The sequence below is a fragment of the Microbacterium sp. 05T445 genome (genome assembly GCF_056395865.1).
The window spans coordinates 1,167,194-1,187,910 of sequence record NZ_JBFTKJ010000002.1 but is presented as its reverse complement, the minus strand read 5'-3'; the positions used below and the strand labels follow the sequence as shown (position 1 = coordinate 1,187,910).

Genomic DNA, 20,717 nt, shown 5'->3' with positions numbered 1-20,717 from the left:
CGGAGGCCGCATGACCGCTCACCCCGACCGCACGGTGCTGCGCGGCGGCACGGTGATCGACGGTACCGGCGGCCCTCGCCGGGAGGCCGATGTCGAGATCCTGGGCGATCGGATCGGCGTCGTCGGCGAGGTCATGGCGCGACCGGGCGACAGTGTGGTGCCGTGCCACGGGCGGCTGATCCTGCCCGGCTTCATCGACGCGCACTCGCACGCCGACGGCGCCGTGTTCCGCGACGAGGTGCAGCTCGCGCTGCTGCGGCAGGGCGTCACGAGCGTCGTCGGCGGGCAGGACGGCGTGTCGTACGCACCGGGGGACGGCGTCTGGGCGAGCCGCTACTTCGCCGCGATCAACGGGCCGCACCCGACCTACCGCGGTGGCGGTGTCGACGCCCTGCTGCGCGGCTACGACGGCACCACGCCGCTCAACGTCGGCTACCTCGTCCCGGCCGGCACGGTGCGGCACGAGGTGATGGGCATGGCCACGGAGCGAGCGGATGCCTCCCAGCTGGCCCGCATGCAGCAGCTCGTCGCCGAGGGGCTCGCCGCGGGCGCGCTGGGCGTGTCCACGGGACTCGACTACGTGCCCGGCATCTTCGCCGACACCCGGGAACTGCGTCTGCTGTGCGCGCCCGTGGCGGCGGCGGACGCCCTCTACGTCACCCACATGCGCGGCGGGTACGAGACCAACACCGCCGCCGGGCTCGCCGAGGTGGTGGAGATCTGCGCCGCCGACGAAGACCGGCCGCGCGTCCGCGGCCACGTGTCGCATCTGCACGTCGACGCGGGCGACGCCGAGCGTCTGCTGGCCGCGGCGGCGGCATCCGGAGCCGACCTCTCCTTCGACATGTACCCGTACACGCGCGGCTGCACGCTGGTGTCGATGGCGGTGCTGCCGCCGGAGTACAGCGCACTCGACGTCGACGAGGCGGTCGCACGCCTCGCGGATCCGGCCGACCGCGCGCGACTGCGCGACGAGTGGTTCCCCGCCGTCGCCGGCAAGCCCAGCCTCGGTCCGGACTGGCCGTCGATGATCCGCATCGGCCACACCTCCGCGCCGGACTGGGCCTGGGCCCCCGGGCTCACCCTGGCCGAGATCGCCGACCGCCGCGGCACCTCGGTCGAAGACACGACGCTCGACCTGCTGGTGTCCGCCCGCCTGGAGGTCAACGCCGTCATGGCGGTGCGCGACGAGCGCCCTGTCGAGAACCTCGCGCGCCTGTTCGCGCTGCCCGGCCACACCGCCGGGTCCGACGGCATCTTCGTCGGCGCCGTGCCCCACCCGCGCGCGTGGGGGACCTTCGGCCGCATGCTCGGCACGTACGTCGGCCGCTCGTTCTCGTGGGAGGACGCGGCGGTGCACCTGGCGGCACGCACCGCGGAACGGTTCGGCCTGGCCGATCGCGGCATCCTCGCCTCCGGACGCCTCGCCGACGTCGCGATCGTCGACCCGGCCACGGTGACGGATGCCGCCACCTACGACGACCCGCAGTCCCTCGCCGTCGGCATCGACGATGTCTTCGTGAACGGCGTCGGCGTGCTGCGCGACGGGCGCCTCACCGGCGCGCTCGCCGGGCGCGGACTGCGCAGATCCTGACCCTTCCCTCCCCGACGAAAGGAACCCCATGACCAAGCAGACCGTCCTCCTCCCGAACGCGCCCAAGCCCGCCGGCCCGTACAGCCACGGCGTGGCCGCCGCAGGTCTCCTGTTCACCGCCGGTTTCGGCCCGCAGGACCCGGCCACCGGCGAGGTCGTCCCCGGTGGCGTGTACGAGCAGACCCAGCAGGTGCTGCGCAACGTCGGCAGCGTGCTGGCCGCCCAGGGCGCGACGTTCGACGACGTCGTGAAGGTCACCGCGCACCTGCAGCACCTCAAGCGCGACTTCGCCGAGTACAACCGGGCGTACGCCGAGTTCTTCACCGAGCCCTACCCGGTGCGCACCACCGTCGGCTCGGACCTGTTCGACATCCTCGTCGAGATCGACGTCGTCGCCGTCCTGCCGAAGCCCTGATGTCCTCCACCCGCGTGCTGGACGCCCGTGACAAGGGTCTGCCCGCCGAAGCGGCGGGCCTGACGGTCCCCGAATACCTGGCGCGTGCGCCGCGGCTCGCCGACCTGTGGACGCCGCTGCTGGTGCTGGGCGACGGCGTGCTCGACGACAACATCGCCTTCCTCGCCGGCTGGGTCGCCGCCCGCGGCCTCGAGCTGATGCCGCACGGCAAGACCACGATGGCGCCCGACCTCTGGCGGCGGCAGCTCGAGGCGGGGGCGACCGGCATCACCGTCGCCACGCCGTCGCAGCTGCGGGTGGCGGTGGATGCCGGCATCCCTGCGGTGATGCTCGCCAATCAGCTCGTGCAGCCGGAGGCGATCCGCTGGACGGCCGATGCCGCGGCCTCCGGCACCCGGGTGTGGAGCTGGGTCGACGACCCCACCGCGATCGACGGCATCGAACGGGCCCTCGGCACTTCGCTCGAGCGTCCGCTGGAGGTGCTCGTGGATGTCGGTCGCCCCGGCGGGCGCACGGGCGTGAGGTCGTTCGCGGACGCCGTGGCCCTGGCCGAGCGCGTGGCCGCCTCGCCCGCGGTGCGCCTGGCCGGCATCGCCGGGTACGAGGGCTCGGTCGCGCACGGGCGCGGCCCTGACGCACTGGACGCGGCCCGCACGTACATCGACGAGCTGCTCGTGGTGCACCGCGCGGTCGCCCCGTTGTACGACGACGGCGACGTCCTGGTCACGGCGGGCGGCAGCGCCTACCCCGATGTGGTCGGCACCGCCTTCGCGGCGGCGGCGCAGGACGACGACCGCGCGCGGTTCGTGCTGCGCTCGGGCGCCTACCTCGTGCACGATCACGGCTACTACCGGCAGAACTCGCCGTTCGAGGGCGCAGGACTGCGGCCCGCGGCCCGCGGGCTCGCCCGCGTGGTCTCGCGCCTGGACGACGAGACGGCGATCGTGGATGCGGGCAAGCGCGACTTCCCGTACGACGAGGGACTCCCCGAGCCGCTGTACGCGATCGATCGGACGGGCGGGCGGATGCCGCTTCCCGGCGCCGCGATGACCAAGCTGAGCGACCAGCACGGCTTCGTGCGGATCGCCGCGGACTCCCCGCTGACGGTGGGCGACCTGGTGGTGTTCGGACTGTCGCACCCGTGCACGATGTTCGACAAGTGGCGGGTGATCCCGCTCGTCGACGACATCGACGACCCCGCGACGGCGGTGGTCACCGGCCTCGTCGAGACCCGGTTCTGAGACTCAGCGCGGCCGGCCCGATGCCAGCACCGCGGAGTGCGACACCCGCACCCGCCCGTCGGCGCCGGCCGCGTCGGCCGTGACGCGGCGGAACGCCTCGCGCATGCGACGGCGGGTCGCGGCGTCCTGCGCGCGATAGATGCCGCCCACGGTCGCGACGCCGCCCACGACGCCCGCCCACAGCTCGTCCGGGGCGAACGCGAAGTCCCACGAGACGACGCGGGCGCGCACCTCGGCGAGACCGCCGTCGGCGAGCATCGCGACGACACCCGCTTCGTCCCGGCCGAAGTCGAGCTCGGGCGGCAGCGTCTTGTCCGCGGGGCGCACGAGGTCGACCTCGTCCAGGACGCGGTCCCACATCGGGCGCAGCGGGCTCACCACGCCGTGCCAGATCGTGACGACGACCACGCCGTCCGGACGCGCCACCCGGCCGAGCTCCCCCGCGGCCCGACGGGCATCGGGGACGTGGTTGAGCACGAAGTTCGCGGTCACCGCGTCGGCGGAGTCGTCGGGCTCGGCCAGGTCGGGCAGCGTGCCCGCGCGGAAGGGGATGCCGGGGCTGAGCCGGCGCGCGGTCTCGAGCATCGACGGCTCGGCATCCACGCCGCTGGCCGTCCAGCCGTGGCCGGCCGCGGCCGCCGCGACCGTTCCAGGCCCCGTGCCGACGTCCAGGAGCACGCGACCGGCGGTGCGCTCGGCCGCCTCCGCGAGGACGGCGTCGACGGACCCGGCGCACAGCGCCGCGAACGACGCCGCGTAGGCGTCACCGGTCGACGACCAGTCAGCCATCGGCCGCGGTCCCCGTCGCGGCACGGGAGGACGCCCGCCAGCCGAGCGGGGCCAGCAGCACGGATGCCGCGACCAGCACCATCACCACCAGCGCCAGTCCGCCGTACCCGATCCAGCCGAGCACGGCGCCCGCCAGGATCGCGCCGACACCGCCGACGATGCTCATCGTGAAGTCGCTGATTCCCTGGCGTCGGGTGCGCAGCTCTTCGGAGGAGGACTCCGTGAGCAGCGTCGAGCCGGCCACCGTCGACGCGCTCCAGCCCAGTCCCAGCAGAATCAGGGCCACCGTGATCGCCGTCGTGGATGCCTGCCCGAACGACGCGGTCAGCAGCGCCGCGGCCAGGAACGCCTGACCGACGAGGATCGTGGGGACGCGGCCGAGCCGGTCGGCGAGGATGCCGAACACCGGCGACAGCATGTACATCCCCGCGATGTGCAGGCTGATCGTGAGCCCGATGATCGACAGCGTCGCCGCCTCGGACGCCCCGTGCGTGAGGTGGGCGAGGTGCACCGGGGTCATCGCCATGACCGACACCATCGTGCCGTGCGCCGCGGCGACGGCGAAGATCGCGTATCGGGCGGCGACCGGACGGTCGGCGCGGGCGATCCTCTGGGCGCCGGCAGCGGCGGCGGCCACGACCCGCTGAGCCAGCAGCAGCGGATCGGGCCGCATCGCCACGAGGTACAGCGCGATCGCGAGCAGCTGCGCGACGACCGTGAACAGGTACGGTCCGGTCAGCGGCGGCATCCCGAACGCGTCGCCGACCACCTGGCCGGGACCGGTGAGGTTCGGTCCGAGGACGGCGCCGATCGTCGTCGCCCACACCACGATCGAGAGGTCGCGGCCGCGCGAGGCGTCCGTCGCGAGATCCGCCGCGGCGAACCGGGACTGCAGGTTCGCCGCCTGGCCGGAACCGATGATGAGGAAGCCGACCAGCAGCAGCGGGAACGCCTGCAGCGCGACGGCGGCGATCACCAGGCCCACGCCGACGAGCGCCACGGCCATGCCGACGGTGAGCGACAGGCGCCGGCCGCGTCGGCGGGCGATCGCGGCGAGCGGGACGGCGGTCAGCGCGGTGCCGAAGGTGACGGCGGCGGCGGCCAGTCCCGAGAACGTGTCGTTGCCCGACAGGCGGGCGGCCAACACCGCGCCGAGCGAGAGGGTCGCGCCGAACGCGAGCCCGCCCAGCACCTGCCCGAGAGAGAGCACCCACACCGTGCGCCGCTGGACGCGGGCGACCTCGATGGCCGTCGGTGCGAGCGCGGTCTCAGGCATCGCGGGCGGGATTGCGCAGCGTGCCCAGGCCCGTGATCTCGACCTCGACCGTGTCGCCCGCGGTGAACGGGCCGACGCCCGCCGGCGTGCCGGTGAGGATCACGTCGCCCGGCAGCAGCGTGAACGCCGCCGACGCGTACGCGATGACGTCGGCCAGCGAGAAGATCATGTCGCTGATCGGCCCTTGCTGGCGCACCTCGCCGTTCACGCGGGTCGTCACGACCGCGTCGCCGGCGGGGTCGAAATCGGTCTCGATCGCGGGCCCGAGCGGGCAGAACGTGTCGAAGCCCTTGGCGCGGGCCCACTGGCCGTCGGTCTTCTGCAGATCGCGGGCGGTGACGTCGTTGGCGATCGTGTAGCCGAACACGTGCTCGAGGGCGCGCTCGGCGGGGACGTTCTTGGCGATGCGGCCGATCACGGCCGCGAGCTCGCCCTCGAAGTCGACGCGTTCGGACTGCGGCGGCAGCACGATGGTGTCGCCGGGGCCGATGACCGAGGTGTTCGGCTTGAAGAACAGCATCGGCGCGGTCGGCACGTCGTTGCCGAGCTCGGCGGCGTGATCGCGGTAGTTGCGGCCGACGCACACGATCTTCGAGCGCGGGATCACCGGTGCCAGCAGCGCGACGTCGGCGAGCGGCACCCGCTCGCCCGTCGTCTCGTACCCGGCGAACATCGGGTCACCGGCCAGGACGACCAGCTCGCCCTCGTCGACGATCCCGAATCTGATGGCGTCGTTGTGACTGAAGCGCGCGATCCTCACCCGATCACCCTAGCCGTCCCCTGCGACGCGCGAAGCCCGCGGGCGCACCCGCGGGGCTTCGTCGTGAGCAGGTCTCAGCCGTCGAGGCGGACCAGCCACCCGTGGCGGTCCTCGACGCGTCCGTACTGGATGCCGGTGAGCTCCTCGCGCAGCGACAGCGCCAGCTCGGACGCCGCCTCGCCGTCGTGCACGATCTCGTAGTCGTCGGCGACGAGCTTGCCGATCGGCACGACGACCGCGGCGGTGCCGCATGCGAACGCGCCGATGATGCTGCCGGATGCCGCACCCTCGCGCCACTCGTCGATCGAGACCTTGCGCTGCTCGACGACCAGGCCGCGGTCCTCGGCGAGCTGGAGGATCGAGGCGAGCGTGATGCCCTCGAGGATCGAGTCGGACTGCGGCGTGATGAGGCGTCCGTCGTTGGTCACGAGCACGAGATTCATGCCGCCGAGCTCTTCGATGTACTCGCCGTCGAGGAAGAGCACCTGCTGGCAGCCCTTCTCGTAGGCCTCGGCCTGCGGCAGGAGGCTCGACGCGTAGTTGCCGCCGGTCTTGGCCGCGCCGGTGCCGCCGTGGCCGGCGCGGGCGTAACGAGTCGACAGCGCGATACTCACCGGCTGGACGCCGCCCGTGAAGTACGCACCGGCGGGGCTGGCGATGAGGTAGTAGGCGACCTTCTTCGCCGCGCGGACGCCGAGGAACGCCTCCTTCGCGAACATGAACGGACGCAGGTACAGGCTCGTCTCGGGCGCCGTCGGCACCCACGCGCCGTCGAGGGTGATGAGCTCGCGCAGCGAGTCGAGGAAGTACTCGGCGGGAAGCTCCGGCAGCGCCAGACGGCGTGCCGAGCGCTGCAGGCGGGCCGCGTTGCGGTCGGGGCGGAACGTCCAGATCGACCCGTCGGCGTGACGGTAGGCCTTGAGCCCCTCGAAGATCTCCTGCGAGTAGTGCAGCACGGCCGCGGCCGGGTCGAGCGGGATCGGCCCGTACGGCTGCACGCGCGGCCGGTGCCATCCGCCCTTCTCGGACCAGCAGATGTCGACCATGTGGTCGGTGAAGTGCTGACCGAATCCCGGGTCTGCCAGGATCGCCTCGCGCTCGGCGTCGGGCGTCGGATCGGTGTCGGGCGTGACGTTCCAGACGAGGCCCGCTGCCGAGGGGGCCTGGAGGTGGAGGTCGGTGGTCGTCATGGGTGGAGTCCTCTGTCGGTGGATCGACGTGATCTCAGGTTACGCCTGGAGCCGGGCGGCGATGGCGTCGCCGATCTGCGTCGTCGTGCGGGTCGCGCCCGCTTCGGATGTGCCGCGTGCGGCCAGATCCTCCTCGACGGCGGTCGTGACGCGCTGGGCCTCGTCACGCAGCCCGAGGTGGTCGAGCAGCAGCGAGACGGAGAGGATCGCGGCCGTGGGGTCGGCCTTCTGCTGTCCTGCGATGTCGGGCGCCGAACCGTGGACGGGCTCGAACATCGAGGGGAACGCGCCGTCGGGGTTGATGTTGCCCGAGGCGGCGAGGCCGATGCCACCGGTGACGGCGCCGGCCAGGTCGGTGAGGATGTCGCCGAAGAGGTTGTCGGTGACGATCACGTCGAATCGGCCCGGGTTCGTGACCAGGTAGATGGTGGCCGCGTCGACGTGGACATAGTCTACGGTCACGTCCGGGTGTTCGAGCGCGATCTCGTCGACCAGTCGCTTCCAGATGCCGCCGGCGTGCACCAGCACGTTCGTCTTGTGCACGAGGGTGAGCCTCTTGCTCCGGCGCTCGGCCAGGTCGAACGCGTACCGCACGACCCGCTCCACGCCGAACGCCGTGTTCACCGACGTCTCGTTGGCGACCTCGTGCGGGGTGCCGGTGCGGATCGAGCCGCCGTTGCCGACGTACGGACCCTCGGTGCCCTCGCGCACCACGACGAAGTCGACCTCGCCCGGGTCGGCGAGCGGTCCCGGCACGCCGGGGTACAGCTTCGACGGACGCAGGTTGACGTAGTGGTCGAGTTCGAACCGGAGCTTCAGGAGCAGGCCTCGCTCGATGTTCGCGTTCTTCAGCCGCGGGTCGCCGGGCACTCCGCCGACCGCGCCGAGCAGGATCGCGTCGTGCGCCTTGATCGCGTCGAGGTCGTCGCCGGTGAGCGTGTCGCCGGTCTCGAGGAAGCGCGCGGCGCCCAGCGAGAAGCGGTTCTTCTCGAAGCGGATGCCGCTTCCCGCGGTGGCGGCGTCGAGCACCTTCTCCGCTTCGGCGATGACCTCCGGACCGATGCCGTCACCCGGGATGACGGCCAGCTTCACGACACGCGACATGGTGCTCCTACGACTTCTGGCGGGACCCTCCCAGGGTAGTGGCCGCGATGACCCCCGCGACGACGACCAGGGCCGCACCGATCAGCGCGGTGACCGTCACCCCCGCGTCGAAGGCCGTCGCGGCGGCGTCGAACAGCGCCTGCCCGGTGCTGCCGCCGATCGCGTCGGCCGCGTGCACGGCGCCGGCCAGTGTCTCGGACGCGGCCGTGGCGGCGGCGTCCGGCACCCCGTCCGGTACGACCAGATTGGCGCGGTAGAGCGCCGTCAGGATGCCTCCCAGCACCGTGGTGCCGAGCACCGCGCCCAGCTCGTACGCGGTCTCCGACACTGCACTGGCGGCGCCGGCCTTCGCCGGCGGGGCGCTCGCGAGCGCCAGCTCGTTCGACACCGTCTCGGCCGCGCCGATCCCGATGCCGAGCGAGACGAACGCCGCGACCAGGACGCCGACGCTCTCGGGGCCCGTCGCGAAGGCGACGGTGACATACCCGATCACCGAGAAGACGAGCGCCACCGGGATCACCACGCGGGCAGGCCACCGCTTCGAGATCGGCACGACCGCAAGGCCCGACACGATCATCATCGCGAGCCCGGGAACCAGGGCGAGCCCGGCCTGCATCGGGGTGAGCCCCACGATCAGCTGGAGGTGCTGGGCTACGAAGAAGAGGAAGCCGACGAGCGCGATCACGCTGAGGAGGTTGACCATGAGCGCACCGCTGAAGGTGCCGAGCCCGAACAGGCGCATGTCGAGCATCGGGTTCGCCGCCCGCAGCTGCCGTCGCACGAACAGCACGCCGAAGCCGATGCCCACGAGGATCGGGATCCACGCGCCGAGCGCGAGGCCGTGCACCGCGAGCTCCTTGATGCCGTAGACGATGGGGATCATCGTGGCCATCGACAGCGCGATGCTGAGGGGGTCGATGCGGCCCGGGTTCGGGTCGCGGCTCTCGGGCACGAGGAGGGGCGCGAACACGAGCAGCGGGATCAGCACCGGCACCGAGAGCAGGAACACCGAGCCCCATGCGAAGTGCTCCAGCAGCAGTCCGCCGACGATCGGGCCCAGCGCCGCGCCGGCCGAGAACATCGCGGCCCACACCGCGATGGCGAGGCGCCGCTGGTCGCGGTCGGTGAAGATGCTGCGCAGCAGCGACAGCGTCGAGGGCATCAGCATCGCGCCGAACACGCCCATCGCCGCGCGCGCGGCGATGAGCCACGCGGCGCTCGGCGCGAACGCCGCGAGCACCGAGACGGCGGCGAAGCCGGTGGCGCCGATGAGCAGCATCCGTCGGCGCCCGAACCGGTCGCCGAGCGTTCCCATGGTGACCAGCAGGCCGGCGAGCACGAGCGGGTACGCGTCGATGATCCACAGCTGCTGCACGCTGGTAGGGCCGAGCTCGAGCGCGATCGAGGGCAGCGCGAAGCTCAACACGGTGTTGTCGACCGAGACGAGCAGCACCGGCAGCATGAGCACGATCAACGCCGCCCAGCCGCGCCAGCCGACCTTCCGGCCCTGGGCGTCGGCGAGCGAGAGTTCTTGAGTGAGAGTCATCATTTCTATACCGTCCAGCCGGTATAGTAACAGGATGCCGATGCCCCTGTCGATACGATCGTGGCCATGAGTCGCCCTCCCCTGGCCCGCGAGAAGGTGCTCGACGCCTTCGAGCGCATCCTCATCGAGGAGGGCGAGCGCGCCGCCACGATGGACGCCGCCGCGCGCGCCGCGGGCGTCTCGAAAGGCGGCCTCCTCTACCACTTCGGCACGAAGGACGCCCTCGAGGCCGGCCTCATCGCGCGCCTGCGAGGGCTCGTGCGGGAGGACGTCGACCTCATGGCCGCCGCGCCCGAGGGACCGATCGCCTATTTCCTGCACACCTCGGTGATGGCGAACGACCCGATCGATCGTGCGATCCTCGCGACGTCACGGCTCGCGCAGGGCGGCAACGCGGCCGCCAGCGACGCGCTGCGCGGCATCCGCGACGACTGGGCCGCCGTGCTCGAACCCCACACGAAGGACGCGACGGCGCTCGACCTCGTGATGCTCGTGAGCGACGGCCTGTACTTCAACAACGCCCTGTCGGGCGGGTCGATCCCGGGACCGGTCCCCCGCGGCGAGGCGCTGGACGCCCTGGTCGCACTCGTCGAGCGCGCCGCGCGTCCCTGACCCCTCAGCGAGAGCGACCGCCGGCCGTCATCGGGCGCGGGCGAGGACACGCCGCGCCCGGCGCAGCATCGAGGTCACCACGAGCGGGTGCAGCAGCGAGACCGGCGTGAAGTACACACGTCCGCGCCAGTCGTTGAACCGCACCACCGTGGTCACCCGCACGACGGCGGTTGCGGCATCCACCCCCACTCCGCAGCGGAAGGTGAGGTGCGCGTCGACGTACTCGATGAGCGCCTCGTCGCCCTGCACCCGATGGACGTCGAACACCCCGCGGGGAGCGCCTTCGAGACCGAGCAGCGGCGCGACCACGATGCGCAGGCCCATCGCCGCCTTGACCCACAGCGGAGCCGTCGCGGGCGAGAACAGCGTCTCGGCCCACACCCGTGGATCCGTGGTCGCCCGCGGAGGCAGCGACGCGAGCATGACGTCGCCGTAGTCGAAGCGCGTCCACCCCTCGAAGGCGAGGCTGCGCAACGCCGGTGCGCCCGCAGCCTCGTCCTCGCGTGTCATCGCCTCGCCCCGGCGTCGCGGCTCAGGACTCGGTGATCTCGATCTGACGGAACAGGTCGGCCTGGATCGCCTGGCGCACCTCGTCGAGCAGCTCGTCGGGCACCGGCGAGTCGACGGTGAGCACCGACAGCGCCTGGCCGCCGGCGGCCTGCCGCGCGATCTGCATGCCGGCGATGTTGATGCCCGCGTCGCCGAACCGCTGGCCGTAGACGGCCACGATGCCGGGGCGGTCGGTGTACAGCATGACGATGTGGTTGGTCTCGATCGGCAGCTCGATGGCGTAGTCGTTGATGCCGACGAGCTTCTCGACCTGCTTCGGTCCGGTCAGGGTGCCCGAGATCGACAGCTGCGACCCGTCCGACAGCGCGCCGCGCAGCGTGATGACGTTGCGGTACTCGGGGCTGTCGTCGTCGACGAGCAGGCGCACCTCGACCCCGCGCTGGTCGGCCAGCAGCGGCGCGTTCACGTACGACACGGTCTCGCTGACGATGTTGGTGAAGACACCCTTGAGCGCGGCGAGCTTCAGCACGCTGACGTCGTACGCCTGCAGCTCGCCGTGCACCTCGACGTCGAGGCTGGTGAGGGGCGAGCGGGCGAGGGCCGAGAAGATCTGGCCGAGCTTCTCGACGAGCGGGATGCCGGGACGCACGTACGGGTCGATGACACCGCCGGCGACGTTCACGGCGTCGGGCACGAGCTCACCGCCGAGGGCCAGGCGCACCGAACGGGCGACCGAGACGCCGGCCTTCTCCTGGGCCTCCTCGGTCGAGGCGCCGAGGTGCGGCGTGACGACCACGTTCGGCAGGCTGAGCAGGGCCGCGGCCGTGCCGCCCGCTGCGGGCGGCTCCGACGTGAAGACGTCCAGGCCCGCGCCGGCGATCTCGCCCGCGGTCAGCGCCGCGTGCAGCGCCTCCTCGTCGATGAGCCCGCCGCGGGCGACGTTGACGACGAACGCCGTCGGCTTCATCGCCTTGAACTGCTCGGTGCCGATCATGCCGGTCGTCTCGGGCGTCTTGGGCATGTGGATCGTGACGAAGTCGCTCTGCTCGAGGAGTTCGTCCAGCGTCAGCAGCTGCACGCCGAGCTGCTGGGCGCGGGCGCTCGTGACGTAGGGGTCGTACGCGACGACGCGCATGTCGAAGGCCTGCAGGCGAGCGGCGATGAGCGCGCCGATGCGGCCGAGGCCGATGATGCCCACCGTCTTCTCGAACAGCTCCGTGCCGGTGTAGGCGCTGCGCTTCCAGGCGCCGTCCGACAGCGACGCGTGCGCCGCCGGGATGCGGCGGGCCAGGCTCAGGATGTGGCCGACCGTCAGCTCGGCCGCCGAGATGATGTTCGACGTCGGCGCGTTGACGACCATGACGCCCGCGGCGGTCGCGGTCTTGATGTCGACGTTGTCGAGGCCGACGCCGGCACGCGCGACGACCTTCAGCACGGGAGCGGCCGCGATCGCCTCGGCGTCGATCTTCGTCGCCGAGCGGATCAGCACGGCGTTCGCCTCGGCGAGCGCCGACAGCAGCGCCGGACGGTCGGTTCCGTCGACGTTGCGCACGTCGAAATCGGGACCCAGGGCGTCGATCGTGGCGGGAGAGAGCTCTTCGGCGATGAGGACGACAGGCTTCGGCACGGGTGTTCCTTCGGGGGCGGTGCGCGAACGCGCGGAGCAGGGCAGACCGGATGCCGCGCCGCACGCCGTCGGGGGCGAGGCCTGTGCCAGCCTACCTCGCGCGTACCGGACGCCCCGACCGTGTGACGGCGCTCAGCCCAGGAACGACGCCGAGTTGAGCGTCGTGTACGCGACGACGTTCAGCCAGAACACGGCCACCAGCGCGAGCCCGGTGACCATCACCAGCAGCAGCTCGTGCGGAGCCCGTCGGTACCCGACCGCGAAGGCGCCGCCCCACACCACCAGCGGGAACACGGCCGCGAAGATCCAGATGAACCAGCCGAGCGCGTTGAGCGTGAGCCCCGCGTTGCCGAACACGCCCAGCGTGGCGACGAGGTTCCCGATGGCGTTCCACACCGCGTAGGCGTAGAAGAGGCCGACGGCGCCGGTGATCGTGGCGACGAGCCAGGTGGGCGTCCTGCCCTTCTTCGCGGCGGGAGCCGCGGCATCCGTCATGTTCTCGCTCATTGTCCGATCGCCCCGATCATCACGAACGGCCACGGCAGCAGCAGCACCACGCCTGCGGCCAGCCACGCGAAGCGCACCCAGGCGCGCGAGGTGCGCGTGAGCAGCAGGGTCGTCGCGAACCACAGCACGGGCGCGAGCACCGCGAGCCACAGGCTCCCCTGGTACATCACGTCCAGCACGAGGTACTGGGCGCGGCCCTGCAGGCGCAGTCCGCCGATCAGCCAGCCGATCGCGAAGAGGGCGTAGATGCCGCCGAGCACGCCGAGCGCGACGAGGGCGCCGTTGCCGACGGACGGGCGTTCTGCGCCGGTGTCGCTCGCGGGCGCGTCGGTAGCCGCGGATGCCGCCTCCGTCGCCTCGGCGGGGGCCACGGTGTCTGCGCCGCGGCCGACGGCGGTGTAGCCCTCGGGAAGAACGGGAGCGGCGGTCTCGTCGGCGGCGGTGTCGCCGGGCTCGCCCACGGCGGGCTCGCCTGCGGCGGATGCGCCCACGTCGAGGGTGGGATCGTCGTCGCCGTCCCAGGTCAGGGCGTCGTCGTCGCGGCCGGTCGTCACGTTCCCAGCGTAGTGCCGCGCTCCGGCCGACCGTGTGGCGATCGGCCGGACTGCGGCATCCGGCGATCGGGTCAGTCGAACAACCGGATCATCAGCGTGTGCCAGGTCTGGGGTCCGACGATGCCGTCGGCGGGCGGCAGGAAGACCTGCTGGAGGTCGCGGACGGCCGCATCGGTCAGCGGACCGAAGTCGCCGTCGACGGCGAGCCCGCTGAGCAGCGTCTGCACGGCGCGGACCGCATCGCCGTGGTCGCCCTGCTGCACGGTGATGATGAGGCTCGGCCAGTCCAGCTGCCCGAGGGTCGTCGAGATCTCGACGGCACGCAGCGTCTGCTGGAATGCGCGGGCGGCCTGACCGCTCTGCGGCCCGAACGAGCCGTCGGCGGCGATCGTCGCGCCGTGCGCGCGCAGCAGGTACTGCGCGGCGAGCACCCGCCAGTTCGTGGCCTGCGTCGCGCCCTGTTTCACCAGCGCCCACGGGCGCGCGCCCGGGACGAAGGTGCTGAGGAACGACCAGGTCTCGCGACCGGCCACGCCGTCGATGGTCAGTCCCCACGACTCCTGGAAGAAACGGACGCGGTCCGCAGTGATCGGACCGAAGTCCCCGTCGACGACGAGCGGGTCGATGCCGGGCGAGGGCACCAGGCCGAACTGCTGCACGGCCCGCACCGCGTCGCCGTGCGACCCCTGCTGGACCGCGATCACCAGGCGCGGCCACGTGATCGGTCCCACGATCCCGTCGGCGGGGATCCCCTGCGCGGTCTGGAACGCGGTGACCGCGGCCGTCGTCGCGGGGCCGTACGCGCCGTCGACGACCACCGCGTGTCCGTGCGCGCGAAGAAGGTATTGGATGCCGGGCACGACGCCGGCGTCCGACCCCGGGTGGACGGTGCTCCACGGTTCGACGTTCATGATGACCTCTCCTGTCGTCTGCACGGCGCTCGCGGAAGCGCGCGCCTTCCTCTTGCGAGAAGCCGGCACCCTCCGTTGATACGCCCGAGTCGCGGCGGCCGGAGTCCGTGCGGTCCCGGTGGCCTGTCTACCGCGGAAGACCGACGCCTACCAGGGGTGCCGCTCAGCGGGGCACGAGGACGAGCGCGTCGGTCTGAAGCGCCTTGGCATGCTGCAGCGCGAGGGGCACGGCGAAGGCGTCGTCGGCCTCGGTGTAGCGCTGCTGCAGGCCCTGCGCGAGGATCCGCCACGGGCGCTCGTTCGACGGCGTCGCCTCGTTCCCGTCGTCGGGGACGAACTGTGCGTAGTCGTACGGGTGGCTCGCTGAGGCGTCCAACGGCACGGAGAACGTGTCGACGGCGAGGACGCCCGCGGCCAGATCGACCTGCAGCAGCCGCTGGAAGCCCGTCGCCCGCTCCCCCGTCGGCGTGCGGAACTCCTGGTAGTCGGCGAGCGCCTCCAGCACGGTGTGCCCCGGGATCCCGCCGGCGTTCTCGGTGACGATCGCTCCGACGCCGTGGAAGTGCCCCGACAGCACGAGCACGACGTTCCGGTGGGGCGCGACGACCCGCTCCCACAGGAGGTCGCCGTGCGAGACCCAGCGGGACGTCGTGGACCGTTCGGCCTCCTGGTCCTCGCCGGCGGGAGTCAGATGCTCGTGCGTGGAGATCACGACGTTCGCATCCGGGTGTGCGGCCACGACCTCCTCGGCCCACGCGATCTCGCGCTCGGCGTAGGCGTACGGCAGCGAGATCATCACGAATCGGGCCCCGCCCGCGTCGAACGACGACCAGTTGGCGCCGTTGTCGTCGGGCGTGATCGATCCGCCGTACCAGGACCGGTCGGCGTAGCGCGCCGGTCCGAAGTAGTCGTTGAACAGCTCGCGGGTCACGCCGCGCTTGCTGTCGTGGTTGCCTGGCAGCACGCTGTTCGGGATGCCGGCGGCGTCCAGCACCGCCTGCATCTGCGACGCGAGACGGAACTCCCGTCGCGCGCGCTCCTCGGTCTGGCCGGGATCGACCCAGTTCTGGATCAGGTCCCCGGTGTGGGTCACGAACGCGATCTTGCGCGCGGCGGCGTTCTCGGCCAGCCATGCCACCTCCCCCGCGTACACCTCCGGGTAGGCCTCGGAGTAGTACTGGGTGTCGGTGATGTGGCCGATCGCGACGTCGTAGTCCGCGGGATCGGCGAGGCCCTCGGTGCCCGCGGCGGCCGAGTCCGAGCGCGGCACGACCTGCACGAGGAGGTCGGCCGTGCCGGCGACGACCTCGTCGGCGCGCACCGTCCCCTCCAGAGCGACCGCCGCGCGGGCCTCGGGATCCGTCGCCGTCGCCGCACCGGCGAACTGGTCGAGGGCGCGCCACCCCGCCGGGCCTGCGGCGGCGGATGCCGGAGCCCACACCGACAGCCGCACCTCGGCGCGTCCGACCGTGCGCCCCTGCCACGACACGGTCCCACCGTGCTCGGGCAGGGCGACGCGCACGCGCACATAGGGCAGGTCGTACCCGTCGTCGCGCGCCTCGAGCGCAGCCGCGCCGACCCTTCGCTCCCCTGGCGCAGCCCTCGTGAGAAGGGGCTCAGGAGAAGCTCCGGCGAACGCCTCGACGACCTTGATCGGTGCCCCGGCCGCCACGCCCGCTCGCGACGCCGCGACCTGCCCGGTGATCGCGTCCGCGGCACCGGAATGCGCGACCGACAACGCGTGCGAGATCATCTCGCCCGGCGCCGGCGGCCGGGGCTGCGCGAGCACGCCGGGCGTGGCGACGGCCGGGACGAAGTCACTCGCGTCGTCGCCCGTGAACGCGACGCGCTGCAGCGTCTCCGCGCGCAGCCGGTCGACCGCGAAGGTCGGCAACGCGAGGCCCTTGCTGCAGGCGCTCGGACGATCGATGCTGCCGTCCATCTCGTTGCGGTGATAGACGCCCACGCTGTCGACCCGGCGGCCTGCGGCATCCTCGACCCACACCCCGGCGCCGGCCAGCTCGAGCGGCTCACGGTAGTGCGCGTCGGCGGTGAGGGCGGCCGATGTGCCCACGAGGGCGGCCGTCCAGGTCCGGTCGGGCGCCAGGACCGTGCCGGGGACCACGACCGCGAGATCGTCGACACGGCGGAACCCGTCCGCGCCGCAGGCGATCACGGTCCACCCCGAGATGTCCACGTCCTGCGTGCCGAAGTTGGCCAGTTCGACGTAGTTGCGCCGCGGCATCCGCTCGATCTGCGGGTCGGTGGCGATCTCGCTCACGGCCACCGCGGGTGCCGGGCCGTAGGAGAACGCCGGGACGACGGATGCCTCGGCGTCGGCGTTGGCCGCGCCGGGGGTCCGGGGCGCGATCGTGAAGCCGCCGTCGCCCTGTCGCTGCCAGCTCTGACCCGTGCGGTAGTCGAGGGTCGAGGCGAGCTTGTCGCCGCGGGTCTGGCACGCGGTGTCCTCGTGAGAGGACACGCCCACGCCGTCGACGCGGCGGCCTTCGGCGTCGACGAGGAGCGCCCCCGAGACGGTGTCCGCGAGCGATGTCGACGTGCGCACGTCGGCGACGCCCCCGAATCCGGGGCCGCCCACCACCAGGCGTCCACCGCGCGCGAGCACCGCACCCGCGGGGACGTGTGCTGCAGCGCCGCCGCGGGAGCCGCCCCGGTCGCGGTGCAGCGGTACAGGCGCCAGCCACCGAGGTCGACGTCCGCGTCGCCGGTGTTGCGCAGTTCGACGAAGTCGTCCCCACGCCCCGCGGGCCCGGCGGCCGCGATCTCGTCCACCCGCACCGTCGTATCCGGCGGGTCGGCGCGGCGGTTCGGCGCGCCGGGCGTCGCTCCCGCGCGCACCCATGTCGGCTGCGCGCCCGGCTCCGCCACCCGCTGCCAGCTCTCGTCGAGCGCAGCGGCCGTCGTGACCGGCAGCTCCGCGCCGCCGTCGCACTCCGACAGGGTGGGCGCCGGGTCGTCGGTGAACACCGCGACGGCATCCGCCTTCTCGCCCGCCGCGTCCATCAGGATCAGCCCGTACCCGCGCTCGTCCAGGCGTGATGTGGCGAACGCGCGCCGCTCCCCCGCCCCCAGCACGACCCCGTGGAGGTCTGCCTCGGGTTCCGTGCGCCGTGCCCGCAGCCCTTCGCCGTCGCACCGGAAGACCGAGAACCGGGTGAGGTCGACCGGGCGATCCGATTCGTTCGCGAGCTCGAAGAACCCGTCTGCGGCACCGTCGACGCCCGCGGGCGCCACCTCGGTGATCGTCACCGCCGCCGACTCGGCCGTGGCGGGCTCGGTCGCACCGACCGGGCCGCCGCCGAGCGCCGCCACGCCCAGGAGCACAGCGGATGCCGCGAGGAATGTCGTCACACGGTGGGTGTCGCGCACGCCCTGACGGTGACGCCCCGAGGTGAACCGGCGCGGGCGCGACGGCGATCATCGGGTGTACACCGTCGGGCCGGATGCCTCAGCCGGCGGCCGCGACCGCCTCTTCGACCACGGCGGCATCGGTGACATCGTGCCCGGCCGAGCCGCCGCCGGGCCCGGACGGCGCGTCCATCCCCGCCTGCGTGCGCGCCGACAGGTGCACGGCGTCGACGCCGGCCGCGAACAGCGCGGCGATGTCCTCCGTGCGCACGCCGCCGCCCGCCATCACCTCCACCTGCCCGGATCGGGCCGCGAACGCCGCGAGCATGTCACGTCCGTCGATCGCGCGTGCCGCGCCGCCCGAGGTGAGGACGCGCTCCACGCCCTCGGCGACGAGCGCATCGAAGACGGCCGCGGGATCGGCCGCGGCATCGACGGCCCGATGGAACACGAGCGTGGCCGAGCCGGCGGCATCCCGCCATCGGCGCAGGGCGTCGACGTCCAGCCCGCCCGACGCGTCGAGCGCCCCGACCACCACGCCGCCCGCGCCGCGCTCGACGCACGCGCGGATGTCGGCCGAGATCAGCGCGACCTCCTCGGGGCTGTACACGAAGCCGCCCCCGCGGGGACGCACCAGCACGTTCACGGCCGCGGGGTCGACCGCGGCGAGCACGCTCTCGAGGGTCGCGAGCGACGGGGTGAGACCGCCGACGCCCAGCGCCTGGCACAGCTCCAGGCGCGTGGCACCGGCGGCCATCGCCGCTCGCGCCCCCGCAGGGTCCTGGACGGCGATCTCGACGGGGCGTGCTGCAGACATGCCGTGAGCCTAGCCGCAGCCGCGTCCCGCGGTGAGGCGTCAGAAGACCGGGACGCCGGCGCGCACGAGCTTCCAGTTCTCCACGTGGAAGTCGGCGGGGTCGATGACCCCCGTCGCCGACGCGTAGGCCACGATCGCCTCGCGGATCGCGACCTGGGCGTTGTACACGACCGGCGCCGCCGCGATGTGCGGGAATCCGCCGCCGCCGGACTGGCGGTAGTTGTTCACCGCGACCACGAAGCGCTGATCGGCGGCGACGGGCACCCCCTGGAACGCCAGGTCGGCGATGCGCGAGCCCTGCGGCTGGGAGATGTCGATGTCGTACGTCACCCCCGAGAACTGGTCGAAGTTGTAGTCCGGCGTGCCGAGGGCGTTCGTCCACGTCGCGGGCGCCACCGGGGCGCCAGGGGCGACGGTGAGGAAGTACTTCGCCGAGTACTCCAGGTAGTCCTTGATCTGCGCCCCGGTGAGGACCGACCCCAGCAGCGTGTTGTCGTAGATGTAGAGACCCGCGACGTCCTTGATGGTCACCTGGCCGGCCGGGAACGTGGCGGCGCGGTTGAACGGCGCCGCCAGCGAGATGATCGGGAGGGATGCCTCGGGCGTGCCCGCGATCGCCTTCGACACGGTGTCGATCTGGACGTGGTGCACGTAGTCGAGGATCGCGGTGTCCTTCCAGCACGATTCCGCGGCCGACAGCACCTCGGTCGACGTCGCGACCGGCGTGTTGACGTACGCGACGACCGCGTCGTGCTGCGCCTTCACGACGGCCACGAGCGCGGGGTCGTCGGCGACGGTGTTCGTGTTGACCGTCAGCGAGGTCGCGCCCTTCACGACCCACTGACCGCGCTCGATCGTGAGGGTCAGATCGAAGACGCTCAGTCGCTGTCCCCAGTTCTTCGGCTCGCTCATGACCACCTGCTTGCCGGTGGTCTTGTTCGTCACGAAACGCTGCGGGATGTCGAGGTGGGCGTGGCCGAACAGGATCGCGTCGATGCCCGGCACCTGCTCGGCGAGCAGCGCCGACGCGTTCTCGACCGGGATGTCGGTGCCGTAGGACGACAGGCCGCTGTCGCCGGCGTGGACGCTGACGACGACGACGTCGACGCCTTCGGCGCGCATGACCGGCACCCAGCGCGCGGCCGTCTCGACGACGTCGAGGACGTCGACGCGGCCGCTGACGTTCGCCTTGTCCCAGATGACCACGCCCGGGTTGGTGAGGCCGAGGACGCCGACCCGGATCGGCTTGTAGCCGGGCACATGCATCTTCTTGACGACGTAGGGGCGGAAGGCGGGCTCCGTGGTGCCCGCATGCACGGCGTTGGCGGCCAGAGCCGGGGCGTCCAGCTGGGAGATCCAGTAGTCCAGGAAGTCGAGGCCGTAGTTGAACTCGTGGTTGCCCAGCGCCACGGCGTCGTACCCGATCGCGTTGAATCCGGCGGCGATCGGATGCATCGCCCCCGAGACGTCGACCGGATCGACGGTGGCGTAGTAGAAGCCGAGCGGCGAGCCCTGGATGGTGTCGCCGGCGTCGAAGAGCAGCGTGTGGTCGTGACCGCGGTCCGCGCGGATCTGGTTGACGAGGCTCGAGACGCGCGCGAGGCCGATCGTGTTACCCGCGCTGTCGCTGTACGCGGCGTCCTTGTAGTAGTCCCAGTTGAGCGCGTTCGCATGGATGTCGGACGTGCCCATGATCGTGATGGTGACCGATTTGCCGCCCTGCGCCGCCACCGCCTTCGGAGACTGGACCCACCCGGCTGCCGCGAGCACGCTCGCCGCGGAGACGCCGACGAGGAAGTTGCGGCGACTGAGCCCCGACCGCGACGGATCGGTGTCGGGGGCGAGGTCGGGCTCGGACGCGTGATCAGGCATGTGTTCTCCCATGGCGAGGATCA

The 20,717-nt window shown here is 72.3% G+C and carries 19 protein-coding genes; 4 read left to right on the top strand and 15 right to left on the bottom strand.

What is annotated here, in order from left to right; genetic code table 11:
• The first annotated feature begins 10 nt into the window (after positions 1–10).
• The 3 genes from AC1DDU_RS15060 to AC1DDU_RS15050 are packed head-to-tail and all read left to right on the top strand — an operon-like array spanning position 11 to position 3,250.
• The gene (locus AC1DDU_RS15060) at positions 11–1,594 is read left to right on the top strand and encodes an N-acyl-D-amino-acid deacylase family protein (RefSeq protein ID WP_477435474.1); all 1,584 of its coding nucleotides are present in this window, start codon (positions 11–13) and stop codon (positions 1,592–1,594) included.
• Between the two features lie 28 nt (positions 1,595–1,622).
• Complete coding sequence (locus AC1DDU_RS15055; RefSeq protein ID WP_477435472.1) at positions 1,623–2,009, top strand: RidA family protein; 387 nt, start codon at positions 1,623–1,625, stop codon at positions 2,007–2,009.
• Entirely contained in the window at positions 2,009–3,250 is a 1,242-nt protein-coding gene (locus AC1DDU_RS15050; protein ID WP_477435470.1) for an alanine racemase, read from the top strand. The genes AC1DDU_RS15055 and AC1DDU_RS15050 overlap by 1 nt, the downstream gene beginning before the upstream one ends.
• Positions 3,251–3,253: 3 nt before the next feature.
• Here the strand turns inward: AC1DDU_RS15050 and AC1DDU_RS15045 are convergent, their stop codons facing one another.
• From AC1DDU_RS15045 to AC1DDU_RS15020, 6 genes are all read right to left on the bottom strand, one after another.
• Complete coding sequence (locus AC1DDU_RS15045) at positions 3,254–4,039, bottom strand: class I SAM-dependent methyltransferase (protein WP_477435468.1); 786 nt, start codon at positions 4,037–4,039, stop codon at positions 3,254–3,256.
• Positions 4,032–5,315 carry an MFS transporter gene (locus AC1DDU_RS15040; RefSeq protein ID WP_477435466.1) on the bottom strand — a complete coding sequence of 428 codons (1,284 nt, stop codon included), beginning with the start codon at positions 5,313–5,315 and terminating at the stop codon, positions 4,032–4,034. Before AC1DDU_RS15040 ends, AC1DDU_RS15045 begins: the two co-directional genes overlap by 8 nt.
• Positions 5,308–6,075, bottom strand: coding sequence for a fumarylacetoacetate hydrolase family protein (locus tag AC1DDU_RS15035; protein WP_477435464.1), 768 nt, complete (start codon positions 6,073–6,075; stop codon positions 5,308–5,310). Before AC1DDU_RS15035 ends, AC1DDU_RS15040 begins: the two co-directional genes overlap by 8 nt.
• Before the next feature lie 74 nt (positions 6,076–6,149).
• Positions 6,150–7,265 (bottom strand): branched-chain amino acid aminotransferase, encoded by a 1,116-nt coding sequence (locus AC1DDU_RS15030; protein WP_477435462.1) that lies wholly within the window; start codon positions 7,263–7,265, stop codon positions 6,150–6,152.
• A gap of 39 nt (positions 7,266–7,304) precedes the next feature.
• Positions 7,305–8,369, bottom strand: coding sequence for a 3-isopropylmalate dehydrogenase (locus AC1DDU_RS15025; protein WP_477435460.1), 1,065 nt, complete (start codon positions 8,367–8,369; stop codon positions 7,305–7,307).
• A 7-nt stretch (positions 8,370–8,376) separates the two neighbouring features.
• On the bottom strand, positions 8,377–9,918 hold the full coding sequence (locus AC1DDU_RS15020) for an MFS transporter (protein ID WP_477435459.1): 1,542 nt from the start codon (positions 9,916–9,918) through the stop codon (positions 8,377–8,379).
• A 63-nt stretch (positions 9,919–9,981) separates the two neighbouring features.
• Between AC1DDU_RS15020 and AC1DDU_RS15015 the strand changes: the two genes are divergently transcribed.
• Positions 9,982–10,527, top strand: coding sequence for a TetR/AcrR family transcriptional regulator (locus AC1DDU_RS15015; protein ID WP_477435457.1), 546 nt, complete (start codon positions 9,982–9,984; stop codon positions 10,525–10,527).
• Between the two features lie 27 nt (positions 10,528–10,554).
• Here the strand turns inward: AC1DDU_RS15015 and AC1DDU_RS15010 are convergent, their stop codons facing one another.
• The 9 genes from AC1DDU_RS15010 to AC1DDU_RS14970 form a co-directional block, all read right to left on the bottom strand.
• Positions 10,555–11,037, bottom strand: coding sequence for a DUF2867 domain-containing protein (locus AC1DDU_RS15010; protein WP_477435455.1), 483 nt, complete (start codon positions 11,035–11,037; stop codon positions 10,555–10,557).
• Positions 11,038–11,059: 22 nt separating this feature from the next.
• Positions 11,060–12,664: a phosphoglycerate dehydrogenase gene (serA, locus tag AC1DDU_RS15005; RefSeq protein WP_477435453.1), complete on the bottom strand. Its 1,605-nt coding sequence runs from the start codon at positions 12,662–12,664 to the stop codon at positions 11,060–11,062.
• Between the two features lie 132 nt (positions 12,665–12,796).
• Entirely contained in the window at positions 12,797–13,171 is a 375-nt protein-coding gene (locus tag AC1DDU_RS15000) for a bacitracin resistance protein (RefSeq protein ID WP_477435451.1), read from the bottom strand.
• On the bottom strand, positions 13,168–13,725 hold the full coding sequence (locus tag AC1DDU_RS14995; protein WP_477435450.1) for a DNA polymerase III subunit gamma/tau: 558 nt from the start codon (positions 13,723–13,725) through the stop codon (positions 13,168–13,170). Before AC1DDU_RS14995 ends, AC1DDU_RS15000 begins: the two co-directional genes overlap by 4 nt.
• 71 nt (positions 13,726–13,796) lie before the next feature.
• On the bottom strand, positions 13,797–14,636 hold the full coding sequence (locus tag AC1DDU_RS14990; protein ID WP_477435448.1) for a peptidoglycan-binding domain-containing protein: 840 nt from the start codon (positions 14,634–14,636) through the stop codon (positions 13,797–13,799).
• Between the two features lie 163 nt (positions 14,637–14,799).
• Positions 14,800–16,389: a metallophosphoesterase gene (locus AC1DDU_RS14985; protein ID WP_477436852.1), complete on the bottom strand. Its 1,590-nt coding sequence runs from the start codon at positions 16,387–16,389 to the stop codon at positions 14,800–14,802.
• A 524-nt stretch (positions 16,390–16,913) separates the two neighbouring features.
• On the bottom strand, positions 16,914–18,026 hold the full coding sequence (locus AC1DDU_RS14980) for a hypothetical protein (RefSeq protein WP_477435446.1): 1,113 nt from the start codon (positions 18,024–18,026) through the stop codon (positions 16,914–16,916).
• A 79-nt stretch (positions 18,027–18,105) separates the two neighbouring features.
• Complete coding sequence (locus tag AC1DDU_RS14975) at positions 18,106–18,822, bottom strand: copper homeostasis protein CutC (protein WP_477435444.1); 717 nt, start codon at positions 18,820–18,822, stop codon at positions 18,106–18,108.
• A gap of 39 nt (positions 18,823–18,861) precedes the next feature.
• On the bottom strand, positions 18,862–20,694 hold the full coding sequence (locus tag AC1DDU_RS14970) for a 5'-nucleotidase C-terminal domain-containing protein (protein ID WP_477435443.1): 1,833 nt from the start codon (positions 20,692–20,694) through the stop codon (positions 18,862–18,864).
• Positions 20,695–20,717 lie beyond the last annotated feature (23 nt).

What these genes read in the sequence shown, in the direction of transcription:
- AC1DDU_RS15015 (WP_477435457.1), top strand. Translation starts at nt 9,982, where the DNA reads ATGAGTCGCCCTCCCCTGGCCCGCGAGAAGGTGCTCGACGCCTTCGAG.
- AC1DDU_RS15020 (WP_477435459.1), bottom strand. Translation starts at nt 9,918, where the DNA reads ATGATGACTCTCACTCAAGAACTCTCGCTCGCCGACGCCCAGGGCCGG.
- AC1DDU_RS15040 (WP_477435466.1), bottom strand. Translation starts at nt 5,315, where the DNA reads ATGCCTGAGACCGCGCTCGCACCGACGGCCATCGAGGTCGCCCGCGTC.
- AC1DDU_RS15060 (WP_477435474.1), top strand. Translation starts at nt 11, where the DNA reads ATGACCGCTCACCCCGACCGCACGGTGCTGCGCGGCGGCACGGTGATC.
- AC1DDU_RS15050 (WP_477435470.1), top strand. Translation starts at nt 2,009, where the DNA reads ATGTCCTCCACCCGCGTGCTGGACGCCCGTGACAAGGGTCTGCCCGCC.
- AC1DDU_RS14985 (WP_477436852.1), bottom strand. Translation starts at nt 16,389, where the DNA reads ATGATCTCGCACGCGTTGTCGGTCGCGCATTCCGGTGCCGCGGACGCG.
- AC1DDU_RS14970 (WP_477435443.1), bottom strand. Translation starts at nt 20,694, where the DNA reads ATGCCTGATCACGCGTCCGAGCCCGACCTCGCCCCCGACACCGATCCG.
- AC1DDU_RS14990 (WP_477435448.1), bottom strand. Translation starts at nt 14,636, where the DNA reads ATGAACGTCGAACCGTGGAGCACCGTCCACCCGGGGTCGGACGCCGGC.
- AC1DDU_RS15030 (WP_477435462.1), bottom strand. Translation starts at nt 7,265, where the DNA reads ATGACGACCACCGACCTCCACCTCCAGGCCCCCTCGGCAGCGGGCCTC.
- AC1DDU_RS15025 (WP_477435460.1), bottom strand. Translation starts at nt 8,369, where the DNA reads ATGTCGCGTGTCGTGAAGCTGGCCGTCATCCCGGGTGACGGCATCGGT.
- AC1DDU_RS15045 (WP_477435468.1), bottom strand. Translation starts at nt 4,039, where the DNA reads ATGGCTGACTGGTCGTCGACCGGTGACGCCTACGCGGCGTCGTTCGCG.
- AC1DDU_RS15000 (WP_477435451.1), bottom strand. Translation starts at nt 13,171, where the DNA reads ATGAGCGAGAACATGACGGATGCCGCGGCTCCCGCCGCGAAGAAGGGC.
- AC1DDU_RS15055 (WP_477435472.1), top strand. Translation starts at nt 1,623, where the DNA reads ATGACCAAGCAGACCGTCCTCCTCCCGAACGCGCCCAAGCCCGCCGGC.
- AC1DDU_RS15010 (WP_477435455.1), bottom strand. Translation starts at nt 11,037, where the DNA reads ATGACACGCGAGGACGAGGCTGCGGGCGCACCGGCGTTGCGCAGCCTC.
- AC1DDU_RS14975 (WP_477435444.1), bottom strand. Translation starts at nt 18,822, where the DNA reads ATGTCTGCAGCACGCCCCGTCGAGATCGCCGTCCAGGACCCTGCGGGG.